Source organism: Halomonas sp. AOP22-C1-8, from assembly GCF_052378905.1.
GTDB classification, from domain to species: domain Bacteria; phylum Pseudomonadota; class Gammaproteobacteria; order Pseudomonadales; family Halomonadaceae; genus Vreelandella; species Vreelandella citrativorans.
This window is the reverse complement of record NZ_JBQSYD010000046.1, coordinates 1-13,959: the sequence shown is the minus strand read 5'-3', so window position 1 is coordinate 13,959 and position 13,959 is coordinate 1. Positions and strand designations below refer to the sequence as shown.

Annotated in this window: 13 protein-coding genes and 1 pseudogene; 1 reads left to right on the top strand and 13 read right to left on the bottom strand. The window is 51.1% G+C overall.

The window, feature by feature from the left end:
- Positions 1-67: 67 nt before the first annotated feature.
- From ACT3TY_RS17325 to ACT3TY_RS17280, 10 genes are all read right to left on the bottom strand, one after another.
- Positions 68-367: an integration host factor subunit alpha gene (locus tag ACT3TY_RS17325; RefSeq protein ID WP_087111483.1), complete on the bottom strand. Its 300-nt coding sequence runs from the start codon at positions 365-367 to the stop codon at positions 68-70.
- Between the two features lie 66 nt (positions 368-433).
- Positions 434-2,815 carry a phenylalanine--tRNA ligase subunit beta gene (gene pheT / locus ACT3TY_RS17320; RefSeq protein WP_444629018.1) on the bottom strand — a complete coding sequence of 794 codons (2,382 nt, stop codon included), beginning with the start codon at positions 2,813-2,815 and terminating at the stop codon, positions 434-436.
- Between the two features lie 26 nt (positions 2,816-2,841).
- The gene (pheS, locus tag ACT3TY_RS17315) at positions 2,842-3,861 is read right to left on the bottom strand and encodes a phenylalanine--tRNA ligase subunit alpha (protein WP_172118806.1); all 1,020 of its coding nucleotides are present in this window, start codon (positions 3,859-3,861) and stop codon (positions 2,842-2,844) included.
- 151 nt (positions 3,862-4,012) lie between these two features.
- Entirely contained in the window at positions 4,013-4,366 is a 354-nt protein-coding gene (gene rplT, locus ACT3TY_RS17310; protein ID WP_018916261.1) for a 50S ribosomal protein L20, read from the bottom strand.
- Between the two features lie 55 nt (positions 4,367-4,421).
- Positions 4,422-4,616 (bottom strand): 50S ribosomal protein L35, encoded by a 195-nt coding sequence (gene rpmI / locus ACT3TY_RS17305; RefSeq protein WP_087111489.1) that lies wholly within the window; start codon positions 4,614-4,616, stop codon positions 4,422-4,424.
- 81 nt (positions 4,617-4,697) lie between these two features.
- Positions 4,698-5,189 carry a translation initiation factor IF-3 gene (infC, locus tag ACT3TY_RS17300; protein WP_193054550.1) on the bottom strand — a complete coding sequence of 164 codons (492 nt, stop codon included), beginning with the start codon at positions 5,187-5,189 and terminating at the stop codon, positions 4,698-4,700.
- Positions 5,190-5,249: 60 nt separating this feature from the next.
- Complete coding sequence (gene thrS / locus ACT3TY_RS17295; protein ID WP_442353388.1) at positions 5,250-7,172, bottom strand: threonine--tRNA ligase; 1,923 nt, start codon at positions 7,170-7,172, stop codon at positions 5,250-5,252.
- Between the two features lie 227 nt (positions 7,173-7,399).
- Positions 7,400-8,272, bottom strand: coding sequence for an OmpA family protein (locus tag ACT3TY_RS17290; RefSeq protein ID WP_444629017.1), 873 nt, complete (start codon positions 8,270-8,272; stop codon positions 7,400-7,402).
- A 274-nt stretch (positions 8,273-8,546) separates the two neighbouring features.
- On the bottom strand, positions 8,547-9,032 hold the full coding sequence (locus ACT3TY_RS17285) for a DUF2489 domain-containing protein (protein WP_172118810.1): 486 nt from the start codon (positions 9,030-9,032) through the stop codon (positions 8,547-8,549).
- A gap of 70 nt (positions 9,033-9,102) precedes the next feature.
- Positions 9,103-10,101 carry a COX15/CtaA family protein gene (locus ACT3TY_RS17280; protein WP_172118811.1) on the bottom strand — a complete coding sequence of 333 codons (999 nt, stop codon included), beginning with the start codon at positions 10,099-10,101 and terminating at the stop codon, positions 9,103-9,105.
- Positions 10,102-10,449: 348 nt separating this feature from the next.
- On the opposite strand from ACT3TY_RS17280, the gene ACT3TY_RS17275 reads away from it, so the two are divergent.
- Complete coding sequence (locus ACT3TY_RS17275) at positions 10,450-10,662, top strand: hypothetical protein (protein WP_172118812.1); 213 nt, start codon at positions 10,450-10,452, stop codon at positions 10,660-10,662.
- 217 nt (positions 10,663-10,879) lie between these two features.
- Here ACT3TY_RS17275 and ACT3TY_RS17270 read toward each other — a convergent pair whose 3' ends face one another.
- The 3 genes and pseudogenes from ACT3TY_RS17270 to ACT3TY_RS17260 all read right to left on the bottom strand — a co-directional run bounded on the left by ACT3TY_RS17270 (position 10,880) and on the right by ACT3TY_RS17260 (position 13,469).
- A complete protein-coding gene (locus ACT3TY_RS17270; RefSeq protein ID WP_441680098.1) occupies positions 10,880-11,158 on the bottom strand; it encodes an ankyrin repeat domain-containing protein in 279 nt (92 codons plus the stop codon).
- 42 nt (positions 11,159-11,200) lie between these two features.
- Positions 11,201-12,288 (bottom strand): annotated as a pseudogene (locus ACT3TY_RS17265) (IS3 family transposase).
- A 188-nt stretch (positions 12,289-12,476) separates the two neighbouring features.
- A complete protein-coding gene (locus tag ACT3TY_RS17260) occupies positions 12,477-13,469 on the bottom strand; it encodes an IS30 family transposase (RefSeq protein WP_444622834.1) in 993 nt (330 codons plus the stop codon).
- Positions 13,470-13,959: the final 490 nt, after the last annotated feature.

Here is a 13,959-nt window from a genome sequence, read left to right as displayed (position 1 = left end):
GGAGCGCCCAAAGGCACTCCGTTATATAGCGAAAACGACGCTACGGATAGGTCATTAACATCAAGGACTATTTGGTTTTCACATAGTGCTCGACTTGCTGCTTTAATTTTTGACCTGGTCGAAAGGTCACTACACGGCGGGCAGAAATAGGTATTTCTTCACCGGTTTTTGGGTTACGGCCCGGCCGTTCACGCTTATCACGCAAATCAAAGTTACCAAACCCAGACAGCTTAACCTGTTCATTTTCTCGTAAGCAGGCTCGAATCTCTTCGAAAAAAGCTTCGACCATGGTTTTTGCTTCTCGTTTAGACAGTGCCAGCTCAGTATGTAAATGCTCTGCCAGCTCTGCTTTGGTCAACGCACCCATAGGACCCTCCTTGTAGCAAACGCATTGCCAAGAACGTGATAAGCGCCGTGTCGTGGCATATTATTGTCAGCCGCGTAGCTCAGCCTCCAACTGGACACGCACTTGTGTCACGATGGAATCTACCAACTGGTTGATTTCTTCATCGTTTAGCGTGCGTGAAGGATGCTGCCAGGTCAAGCCTAATGCAATACTCTTATGGTCGTCCGCCACGCCTTTACCAGCATAGACATCAAATAGCGTAATGTCTTTTAAGTAATCACCAGCTTTTTCTTTAGCGCAATCCAGTAGAGCCTGAACGGGCACCGCTTGTTTTACGATAAACGCCAGATCGCGTCGCACTTCAGGATAACGTGATAACGCTTCAAAGGCCGGGATCTGCCCTTGGCTTAACATATCCAGGCGTACTTCAAAGAGTACCGCATCCATTTTAAGGCCCAGCTTTGCGCGCACTTGCGGGTGCAAAGTTCCCATCCATCCGGCATGCTCGCCGTTGTACTGTATTTCAGCACTCTGGCCGGGGTGAAGCGCTGGATGCTCGGCTGGCTCAAAGCGCCACGCATCAAGATTGCCATCCAAGGCTAGAAGGCTTTCAAGATCCCCTTTGAGATCGTAAAAGTCGATACGCTCTTTAGAACCTGCCCAACCTTCCGTTTCCCGACTGCCACAGACTAACGCCCCCATCATGGGAACCTGGGACAGTTGATCCAGTTCGCCATTAAATACCAGCCCCGTTTCGAACAGGCGAACGCGGGTTTGCTGACGGTTTAAGTTATGTTCCATGGCCCGCACCAGGCCCGGGAAAAGGCTGGCCCGCATCACTGAGAGATCCGCTGAAATGGGGTTAGCAAGTACCGGAGAGACGGCATCAGGCAATATAGCGGCCTGAAGTTCGGGAGCCACAAAGCTATAAGTAATCGCCTCCTGGAAACCACGAGCGACCATTTGGCGACGCAGCTGCGCTTGGGTGAGCGTTGCTTCATCTGCAGAGCGCAGCGCTAACCGTGCAGCCGGGCGGCGAACAGGCAGATTATTGTAGCCATGAATTCGGGCGATCTCTTCGATCAGGTCTTCTTCAATCGCGACATCAAAACGCCAGCTGGGCGCAACAGCCGACCAGCCTTCAGCCTGCTGACTCACCTCAAGACCCAAACGCGTCAGAATGTCGGTGACATCCTCATTGGCCAGTTTCTTGGAGAGCGCACTTTCCAAACGCGCTTCACGCAGCAAAATAGTGCGAGAAGCAGGCACATACTCTTCACTGACGCATTCAGTGACAGGGCCAGGCTGGCCGCCACAAATATCCAACAGTAAGCGTGTCGCACGCTCAATGGCCGCTGTAGCAAGCTCAGGGTCCACGCCACGCTCAAACCGGTGTGACGCATCAGTGTGTAAACCGTAAGAGCGCGCCTTACCCGCAATCGCCAGTGGTGTAAAAAATGCCGACTCCAGGAAAATCGTCTGGGTAGTTTCGTTAACCCCAGAATTCTCTCCGCCCATGACTCCCGCCATGGCAAGCGGACCCGCCTCATCGGTAATCATTAATGTTCCAGGGCGCAGGGCAATGTCTTGCCCATCCAGCAAGGTTAGCCGCTCCCCCTCTTTCGCCATGCGCACAACGATGCGGCCGTTCAAATTATCGCGATCAAACGCATGCATCGGCTGGCCAAGCTCTAGCATGACGTAATTAGTAACGTCCACCACAGGATCAATGGAACGGATACCGCTACGACGCAGGCGCTCTACCATCCAAAGCGGTGTTTCCGCTTTTACATTAATGCCCTTGATGAGGCGACCCACATATCGGGGACACTGCTCAGGTGCTTCAACGCTGACAGCAAAGGTGTCATCTATTACGGCCGGGATAGATTCGATGACCGGCGGCGTTACGGCTAACCGGTTAAGCACGCCCACCTCACGGGCAAGCCCCTTAACACTTAAGCAATCTCCGCGGTTAGGCGTAAGATCCACCTCAATGGTCATATCGTTGAGGTGCATATATTCGCGAAAATCGATGCCAATAGGCGCAGAATTAGCCAATACCAGAATACCGGGCGAGGTTTCTTCCTCAAGCCCAAGTTCCGATGCTGAACAAATCATGCCGCGTGACTCTACACCGCGCAGCTTGGCCTTCTTGATTTTGAAATCGCCTGGCAGCACGCCCCCTACCTGAGCAAAAGGAATCTTCTGGCCGATATCAACGTTTGCTGCACCGCACACCACCTGCACCGGTTCACCCGAGCCATCATTAACGGTACATACGTTTAATTTGTCGGCATCCGGGTGCTTCTCTTTGGTAAGCACCTCAGCAACGACAACGCCGCTAAACGCAGCGGCTACGGCTTCAACTGCATCGACTTCCAAGCCGGCCATCGTGATTTGATCAGCAATTGCCTGCGTGTCCAGCTGCGGTGATACCCATTCGCGCAGCCACTGTTCTGAAAATTTCATGATCGTTCCTGTGTTCGGCAGCGGTCTTAAGCGAATTGGCGCAAGAAGCGCAGATCGTTTTCAAAGAACAGGCGCAAGTCGTTTACACCGTAACGCAGCATCGCTAAGCGCTCAGCCCCCATGCCAAAGGCAAAGCCGGTATAGCGTTCAGTATCAATACCCGAGTGACGGAAAACTTCGGGATGTACCATGCCGCAACCCATTACTTCCAGCCAGCCACTATGCGAGCAAACACGGCAGCCTGAACCGCTGCACATAACGCATTGGATATCGACTTCAGCAGAAGGCTCGGTAAATGGAAAATACGAAGGGCGGAAGCGAACAGAAAGGTCGTCCCGTTCAAAAAACGCCTGCAGAAAGTCTTCAATCGTGCCCTTTAGGTCAGCAAAGCTAACCCCTTCGTCCACCAGCAGTCCCTCCACTTGGTGAAACATAGGCGTATGCGTCAGGTCGGAGTCGCTACGATAAACGCGTCCGGGGCACACAATCCGAATGGGCGGCTCGCTCTCTTTCATTGTGCGCACTTGAACGGGGGAAGTATGCGTTCTCAGCAGACGCGTTGCATCAAAATAGAACGTATCCGCCATGCCGCGTGCCGGGTGATGCGCAGGAATATTGAGCGCTTCGAAATTGTGATAGTCATCTTCAATTTCTGGTCCTACCGCGACGTCATAGCCGATACGCGTAAACAGGCTTTCGATACGTTCAAGCGTACGCGTAACCGGGTGCAAGCCACCACTGGCCTGCCCACGGCCCGGCAACGTAACATCGATGCGCTCAGCGGCCAACCTCTCATTCAATGCTGCGTTTTCTAGCTGCTGGCGCTTAGCGTCAATTTCATTAGCCAATGTTTGCTTTGCCTGGTTAATGCGTTCGCCAGCAGCCGGGCGCTCTTCGGCTGTTAGCTTGCCTAACCCTTTCAGCAAAGCCGTTACTTCGCCTTTTTTGCCTAAATAGCGAACTCGCAACTCATCCAGCGAAGCAACATCTTGCGATGCCTGAATGGCATCACGTGCTTCAGATACCAGAGTAGGAAGGTGGTCCATCCGTTTCACTCCGAATTAAGCGGTTCCCTTTTATGAGGGTGTCGCACATTGAAGGTGACAAAAAAACAGGGGAAGAGCGGCTGCTCTTCCCCTGCGGGTCACACTGAAATGACCTTCGTCAATTCACGCTGGCATTTGCACAGCTATGACGTTATTGGGCAGCCTTGGCTTTTTCCACGATAGCAGCAAATGCGGCTTTTTCGTGTACAGCCAGATCAGCCAATACTTTACGGTCAATTTCGATGCCGGCTTTCTTCAAACCGCCAACAAAGCGGCTGTAAGACATACCGTTGATGCGTGCAGCAGCGTTAATACGCTGAATCCACAGCGCACGGAACTGACGCTTACGGTTGCGGCGGTCACGATAAGCATACTGACCTGCTTTGATAACGGCCTGTTTAGCTACACGGAAAACACGCGAACGGGCACCGTAGTAACCTTTAGCCTGCTTCAATACTTTTTTATGGCGACGACGGGCAACTACACCACGCTTAACACGAGTCATAACACACTCCTGACTTTATAGCTGAGGCTTTAAGCACTCAGACAAAAAAAACGACTTATAGGTTTGGCAGCATGCGCTGGATCAGCGCTTTATCAGCAGCGTGAACCTGCTTCATTCCACGCAGCTGACGCTTACGCTTAGTCGATTTTTTGGTCAGGATGTGGCTACGGTGAGACTGCTTGTGCTTGAAGCCATTAGCGGTCTTTTTAAAGCGCTTTGCAGCGCCGCTGTTGCTTTTGATTTTCGGCATGAGAAAACTCCGCTCGATATTTTTTAGAAAATCCAGGGCCGACCATCACCTACGCGATGGCCCGTTGGTTTCGCCGTTGGATCACTTCTTTTTCGGGGCAAGAATCATGATCATCTGGCGGCCTTCCATTTTCGGGAAGGATTCCACCGTTCCGATCTCTTCCAGGTCTGCCGCGATCCTTTCCATCAGCTTGCGGCCGATGTCCTGGTGCGCCATTTCACGACCACGGAAGCGCAAAGTGACCTTACCCTTGTCACCACCTTCCAAAAAGCGCATCAGGTTTTTCAATTTTACCTGATAATCGCCTTCGTCGGTGCCAGGACGGAATTTAACTTCCTTAACCTGGATTTGCTTTTGCTTTTTCTTTTGAGCCGCTTTCTGCTTCTTCGTCTCAAAAACGAATTTACCGTAATCCATAATCTTACAGACAATGGGATCGGCATTCGAAATTTGCACGAGGTCTAAACCGGCAGTTTCTGCACGCTCAATCGCTTCGGTGGTAGGCACAACGCCCAACTGCTCACCTTCAGCATCGATTAAACGCACTTCTTCTTCGGTAATTCGCTCGTTCATTGGTGGGCGTTTGTCTGCTGGACGCCCGCGCTGATTGCTTCGCTTGATCGTTCCGTCTCCTTAGGCAATTGACGATGTCGCCAGGGCTGCTCGCTCCGCACCAAGACGCTCGATAAGTGCATCGACTGTCATTGTGCCGAGGTTTTCGCCGCTGCGAGTTCGCACGGCCACTGAGTCAGCTTCGACTTCCTTATCTCCCACCACAAGGAGATAGGGAATTTTCTGTAACGTATGCTCACGGATTTTAAAGCCGATCTTCTCGTTCCTCAAGTCCGCTTTAGCTCGTAAGCCACTTTTTTGCAGACGTTGCTCTAATTCAAGAGCGTAATCACGCTGCGCATCGGTGATTGTCATCACTACCGCCTGCTGAGGTGCCAACCATAATGGCATAGCGCCCGCATAATGTTCAATCAAGATACCAATGAAGCGCTCCATTGAGCCTACTATAGCACGGTGCAACATGACCGGCGGCTTACGTTCGCCCTCTTCGGTCACATATTGAGCACCTAAACGCTCGGGCATCATGAAATCAACCTGCATGGTGCCCACCTGCCACTCGCGCCCCAAGCAATCTTTCATATGGTATTCAATCTTGGGGCCATAGAACGCACCTTCACCAGGGAGCTCCTGCCATTCGACATCACACGCTTTTAACGCGCGACGCAACGCATCTTCCGCCTCATCCCAAACGTCATCACTACCAATTCTTTTCTCAGGGCGAAGCGCAATTTTAATGGCAATATCTTCAAACCCAAAATCGGTATAGACCTTAAGCGCCTGGCGATGAAAGCTGGTGACCTCGGGCTCAACCTGGGCTTCGGTGCAAAACACATGACCATCATCTTGAGTAAACGCACGAACACGCATAATGCCATGCAAAGCGCCAGAGGGCTCGTTACGATGACAACCGCCAAACTCACCAAAGCGAACCGGAAGCTCACGGTAGCTGCGCAACCCGGAATTAAACACCTGCACATGGCCAGGGCAATTCATGGGCTTGAGAGCATACTCCCGCTTCTCGGATTCGGTAAAAAACATACCGTCCGCGTAATTATCCCAATGCCCTGATTTTTTCCACAACGATACGTCCATTATTTGCGGACAGCGAATTTCCTGGTAACCGCCGTCTTTATAAACGCCTCGCATATACTGTTCGATCTGCTGCCATAACGCCCAACCGTTCGGATGCCAAAACACCATCCCTGGCGCCTCTTCCTGCATATGGAAGAGATCAAGACGGCGTGCAAGCTTACGGTGATCGCGCTTTTCAGCCTCTTCAAGCCGCTTCAAGTACGCTTTCAGCTGCTTTTTATCGCCCCAGGCAGTGCCATAAATACGCGTCAGCATGGGGTTTGAAGCATCCCCGCGCCAATAGGCGCCGGCAAGTTTCGTCAACTTAAACGCTTTTAGATGGCGGGTATTAGGCACATGAGGGCCACGGCACATATCCGTGTACTCTTCATGATGATAAAGCCGGATATCCGCACCGTCAGGAATATCGCGAATAATTTCCTGTTTATACGTTTCATCACGCTGAGAAAACGTCGACATTGCCTTATCGCGATCAACATATTCACGGACAACATCGTACTCGCGCTCTATTAGCGCTTGCATACGTTTTTCAATCGCCTCTAAATCTTCTGGCGTAATTGAACGACCAAAGTCGACATCATAATAAAAGCCGTTATCAATGACCGGCCCAATCGCCATTTTAGCGTCCGGGTAAAGCTGCTTTACCGCATGACCAATCAAATGCGCGCAGGAGTGACGAATGATCTCCACGCCGTCAGGGTCACGCGCAGTAATAATCGCTACGTTTGCATCGTGCTCGATAACATCTGCGGCATCGACTAAAACGCCATCTATCCGCCCTGCAACGCAGGCCTTAGCCAAACCAGGGCCAATGGATTCTGCAAGCTGCATAATGGAAAGTGGTGCTTCAAATGTTCTTTGGCTACCGTCAGGTAGTGTCACAATGGGCATTCAGTATTCCTTGAGCGCAGTGGTGATCCATACCAAGGATCACATTTCGCTATCAATGATCGTGGCGTTTAATAAGTGATACAACGTTATACAAGCGCGTAGCCTAACAGACTTGAGCGCCGCAGAAAATAAAAACGGGAGGCATACGCCTCCCGTCGATACGCACAGTAAATGTGCGGCACATCCAGCAAAAGCACTACACGTTTAGCGCCCAAGCAGTCTGCGTATTAGTTCCACTCGTCAATTTCAACACGGCGGTTCAGTGCGCGACCTTCATCAGTCTCGTTCGTAGCGATCGGATTCTCTTCACCGTAACCAACAGCACGCATGCGGTTAGCTTCTACGCCACGCTGAGCAAGATAAGCAGTCACAGATTCAGCACGACGCTGAGATAAGCCTTTGTTATAAGCAGCTGTACCACGTGAATCGGTATAACCATCGATGCTTACACGCACATCGGGGTTATTAACCAGACGCTCAGCAACACCGTTCAGGATGTTACGGGCATTATCGGTCAACTGAGCAGAATCAAACTCGAAGTTAACGTCTTGAAGAACAACGCTATCTGGGCAACCCAGCGCGTTTACTTCGGTGCCAGCTGGCGTATTGGGGCACTGGTCACGGTAATCCGGCACGCCGTCACCGTCGGAGTCTAGCGGGCAACCTACTGCGTCTACTTCTACACCAGCGGGGGTACCCGGACACTGGTCACGATAGTTCGGCACGCCGTCATTATCGGAGTCCAGCGGACAACCTTGCGCATCAACGGCAACACCAGCAGGCACTTCACCGTATGTCGGGCACTGCGGAGCTACCGGCTCAGGCGTACGATCAGCACACAGCAGGCCACCGATTGCAGCGCCAGCGACAGCACCCGTTGCCGCACCGCTATCTTCATCAGAAGAGCTGCTAGTGGCATAGCCGATGCTACCGCCAATCAAACTTCCCGCCAGACCGCAAACAGCAGGGTGCTGATACCAGCTACGGTCACTGCTGCTAGCACCAGCTTGGCCAGAAGATTGATTAGCGGAAGTGGCACAGCCTGAAAGGCCCACTACCAAGGCGGAACCGATTAGCAACCCAGTCGTTGACTTTTTCATACAAGACTCCTTCTTGATCCAGTGCTGACTTAGCCGTATAGCCAAATCTATCCAATGCTTCTTATTGCGAGAGCATCCATTTTTCGCTTGTTCAATTTTAACCACGCGGGCGTTCCCCTGCCTGAATTGAACAATCTGCCTATTATTACGCTTTAACCATTGAAGGCAACAATGCCGACATATCAACTTCTTGCCAACATCGACATATCAAGCATAGCAAAACTGCCACATCCGGCACCAAAAAAACATATTGCCGCACTAAAATAAACCAAACTTACTTCTTATTTTCGCCTTTATACAGCTCAGGTCCGCCTTGTGCACGCCATTTTATAACGGCTTCTGCAGCAGCCAGAACCGCGGGCTTCATATCACGCTCAACTTCCAAACGCTGCTTATCTTCGCTCATGCGCTCACGGGGCGTTAAATTGGCACGAGCAGAGTGCGTTTTAAGATGCTGCGTCCGGTTATAAACCTCAGAAAAGGCTTTAAAATCAGGATGCTCTGCAAGATTGGCATCAACAATTTCAAGCAGCACCTTGCAGCGCCATGAACCTTCGGTAATGTCTACCTGCCCTTGGACCAATGCACTTGTTACATAATCCAAATTTTCAAGGCTATTTTGCTGGGCCCTTAAATCTTCATCCAAGCGGAATGCTTCACGGCGTTTTACCTCTTTGCGCAGTTTAAGCGCGTACATGGATAAAGCCGCAATGACAGCAAGCGCTAATGTAAGCGCCATCAGTGCGCTGACCGAATTCATAATGCTCTCCGTCGTACATCAAAAAACTAAACAGGAATTATACATCATTTTAAATTTGAACTCTTATCTTCTATCGCTCGCCCAAGCACACGCACCACCAAGCCCGCACCATGCCAATCACGAGTAAAACGGCCCCTGCAGTATGCGCAAGTGCCAACCACAAAGGCAACCACATCAACACGTTGGCTATGCCAAGTACAACCTGCAGCGCATAGACCCCAATAACAAATACAAGCGCCCGAGCGACACTTGGGTTGTGGCGATATCGATACCAAAGCATCAGGAGTGACACACCCAGCAACAGCGCCCCTAGCCGATGCATATAGTGAATCGCGACCCGAGCTTCTGCATGCAGCTGTCCATGCAGGTAATTGGGGCCAACCGTTTGAGTCAGATGGAAACCTTCACTAAGATCCATGGTTGGCCACCACTGGCCATTACAAGCGGGGAACCCTTGGCAAGCCATACCTGAATAGTTACTTGTTACCCAGCCCCCCAAACCAAGCTGCAAAATCAATAGCACGGCGGCTAAACCCCAAAAAACATTAAAGCAGTTTGCTCCCATGACCTTTTTCTCAGAAATACTGGTTAGCCTGAGATGCAGCCAGAAAAAGAGCAGCAATACGCTTAGCCCGCCCAGCAAATGTAAAGTAACCACTTGAGGCCAAAGCTTGAGGGTCACGGTAAATGCACCAAAGCCCCCTTGTATAATGATAGCGGCAACTAGAAGCACGCTAATGCACCAAGGGTAATGGCGAGTATTGCGAAGTGGCCAGCCAAGCACTAAAACGCTTAGAACCAATATTCCGAGAAGAGTAGCTACATAACGATGCACCATTTCCACCCAGGCTTTTGCAACATCCAGGGGGGCATCGGGATGGCGTAGAGCAGCATGCTCACCATCAGGAACGAGCAAGCGACCATAGCAACCAGGCCAATCCGGGCAACCTAACCCCGCGTCCACTAAACGCGTCCAGGCACCGACCAAGATAACGACAATAGTCAGCAGCGTTCCCAATAACGTTAAGCGTGAAAGCCATACCAAGCGGCGCTCTGTCGATGAGTGCATCATGTATCCTTACATTTTCGTCGGCAGTATCCCTATCGGCTATTAAAGACCTCTTCGATACAAGCCAATCTATCCATGGTTACCTTATATTAGCAGCTAGATAAGGGCTAACTTGTCTCAAGAGCCCCCCCCCCCCGGCTTTTCCTCCAAGCCTATCGTCAACCAACGAAATACCCTCACACCCCATACAGTATTATCGCTCTATATCAGTGTAGACATTTATTTTTAAACGGTTATTCGTACGCACAACACAAAAGACGATTTACAACCCGCTGACATGAGCCCTATAGTCACTGCTACAATTCCGTATTCTTTTCATTAATCCAACGTAATACAGGGAATAATTTTATGCTGCAATATCGTCTCACCACCGGGATAGTGGCTTTTCTGGCGTTAATAGCAATGGCGTCGCTAGCGGGATGCACGACGTATACCTGGCCAGACGGCTCAAAAGAAACCGTACTTGGCGTTGTGCCGGACGATGAAAATAAACGCTATGAAGAGCAGCAAGCAGAAAGTGTCAGATACCGCGTACCAGGTGAAATTCCAGAAACTCAGTAGCACCGTTAGCACTAGCCCTCTTCTTATCCTTGTTGCAAGGCCTTAACGCTAATCATAACTTGGAAGAATCTAAACTTAAGAGTTTGCTATCTGTAAGCCTTAAAGCAATGAATAATGCTTAGCCATGACCTTGAGCAGGCCTTGAGTCGCTTTATTTTTCAAGCTCGTTGGCTATTTGCATGACTAGCTGACAAAAAAGTGGCGGTTAGGCCTTATATTAGCGGGCGCCAGAAGCGATAAGGATTTTTTCGATATCCTGATAGTTAGCACCGCTTGCATGCTGCAGTGGCGTCACGCCGTTACCATCCGCCAAGTTAACATTAGCGCCTGCCTCAACTAACAACTCTACGATTTTCCGATGGTGGGCCTGCCCATCGCCCAAGATGATTGCCTCCAGCAGCGCGGTCCAATGAAGATTGTTAACGTGATCTACGTCAACCCCTGCCTCAATCAAAGTTCGTACCGTCTCAACATGCCTGCGCTCCGCGGCTGGGATGGTAATCCCCCCATTTATAACCGGGGCGATAAGTAGAGTTGGTTAGGCAGCCATGGTCACCTTCTGTTTCGGTGTTATCCCGCCCAATGCCATATTCGGTCGCTCGTGGTTGTACGTCCAGAGCCAGCGTGTGGCAAAATCCTGTACTTCAGCGATCGAGTCGAACAAATAATGACTCAGTCAATCATAACGGACTGTTCGGTTGTAACGTTCGATGTAGGCATTCTGCTGCGGCTTGCCAGGTTGAATGTGCAGCAACTCAATACCGTTCTGCTTCGCCCAACGGGTTAGTTTGCCACTGATGTATTCCGGGCCGTTGTCGCACCGAATGGCCCTGGGTCGGCCACGCCATTCGATCAACTGGTTTAAGGAGCGTATCACGCGCTCTGCTGGCAGTGAGAAGTCTGCATCGATGATCAGGCCTTCTCGATTGTAATCATCGATCACGTTGAACAACCGGTACTTTCGGCCATTGGCCAACTGATCATGCATGAAGTCCATCGACCAGCAGGTATTCAGCGCAGTGGGTACAACCAGTGGCGCTGGCTTTTCACGCACCAATCGCTTTTTGGGCTTGATGCGCAAGTTCAGCTCCAATGCCCGATAAATTCGGTAGATCCGTTTATGGTTCCAACCAAAGCCCTTCACGTTGCGCAGATACAAATAACACAGTCCAAACCCCCAGTTACGCTGATGGTGAGTCAGGCGCACCAGCCAGTCAGCGATAACGGCGTTCTCATGGCTCAGCTTCGCTTGATAGCGGTAACAGGTTTCACTGATCCCGAAAACCTGACAGGCCAGTCGAATACTGCAGCAACCGGTCTCAACGACATTCTTTGCCATCTCGCGGCGTTGAGATGGCTTTACCACTTCCCCTCAAGGGCTTCCTGGCGCAACTCTGCCTTCAACCGCTCTTCGGCATACATCTTCTTGAGGCGCTGGTTCTCATCTTCCAACTCCTTGAGGCGCTTCATCATGGACGTGTCCATACCACCGTACCTGGAGCGCCATTTATAAAATGAGGCACTGCTCATGCCGTGTTCGCGACACAGTTCAGGGACAGGCATACCAGACTCCGCCTGCTTCAAAATCGCCATGATTTGGCTGTCGGTAAAACGTGATTTGCGCATGTGAAATCTCCTGTGTTTTCAGGTTACAAAATTCCACTTATCAACGCGATTATTTTTCGGGGGGATTACCGTAAATACATGAAGGGGTCCCCCGCTTAGTTTATTGGTAACAAATGCCAACGATGGACAACATTCCAACCTTGCAAATTGCAGGGGCTCCTTTAGCATAGAATACTTTTTTCCTGAATTCAACTAATAAGTGCAGCACCTGCGGTATTCAGGGCTCCTGAGTATTCACCCAGAAACACCTGTGCCGGTGTTCGATAGCCGAGGCGCTTTCTAGGCCGATCATTTAACTTGTTGACCACGCGTCGTACCTCGGCATCTGTAATTTGCCGGAAGTCTGTTCCCTTGGGGAAATACTGCCGTATCAAGCCATTCGTATTTTCATTCGTGCCTCGTTGTCCCGAGCAGTAAGCATCACAGAAATAAATTGACGCGCTAACGGCCTTGGCAACCTCCTCGTGGCGTGCAAACTCTGAACCATTGTCCAGCGTGATGCTCTTCACTGCGCCGCGACGAGGCTTGAGCAGCCGAATCATGGCTTTCTCGGTCAGTTCTGACGTTATCTTTGGCAAACGCGCGGCCATTAAATAACCACTGCGGCGCTCCACCAGTGTCACCAGGCCTGACTGCTTATGCCCCTTGAGCACCGTGTCGCCCTCCCAATGACCGATCACGAGCCGGTCATCGACGTCAGCGGGACGGTGTTCAATGCCCACACGGTTGGGAATTTTACCGAGCCCTGCGCTCTTGGCGTGAGCACGGTGCTTGCTACGCCGCTTGGGTTGACGAAGGTGCCGCCAGAGATCGCCTCCACGAGCCTTGTCATCCCAAATCAAGGCGTAGATCCACTGATGACTAACGCCCCTGTCGATCAAAGGCGCCATGAAACCGCTGATCTGCTCAGGGCTCCACTCTTCACGCAGTTGCTTGGCGACGATGTTGATCATGCTGGGTAGGCGCTTCGTCCACTTCCAGGCGGTGCGTCGCCGGTTGTCACTACGGTGCTGAGCCAGCTCGGGTTCATAACCGTCAGCAGTCGCGTTACGACGAAGCTCGCGACTAATCGTACTGTTATGAATGCCAAGGTCTTTGGCGATCTGTCTTTGGCTCATGCCTATCTCAGCACGAGCGTGAATCTGGTATCGTTGGGTCTGGGTCAGCTGCCGGTATTCCATGCTCTGCTTCACTTTGGTCGGTAAAGCAGGGAGGATGCCGGCGCTGGCCCTCCTACTTCTACCGAATGGCTCAAAGTGCTGCAGTTATTCTATGAATTCAGGTTTGAAAGGCGATCAGGCTGGCAGCAGCCCATCTGCATCGGCAACTTGCGTTAGTACAAAAGGGTTATTTCTCCAATAACTAAAAAGGAATTCCTTAGTAGCACGCGACGGTGCGACCAAGGCACTATTAAAGGCTGACAATTCGGGTCCATATACCGGACCACGTAAAGCTTTCACCTCCACTGTCTTTGGTCGCGAGACCGCCGGCCTTGCTGAGTTCATCGCCTCCCAGCCTTCTAATTTAGTGCCGAAGAAACCTACTATGCATCGAAGAGCAGAATCAATTGTGTATTGAAAAAGCCATACCTGTCGCTCTGCCTCCAGTGCTCAGCTTTAGCCTAGTACTACTGTGTCATAAATAGACATGTTATCAATACGTATTGTGTCC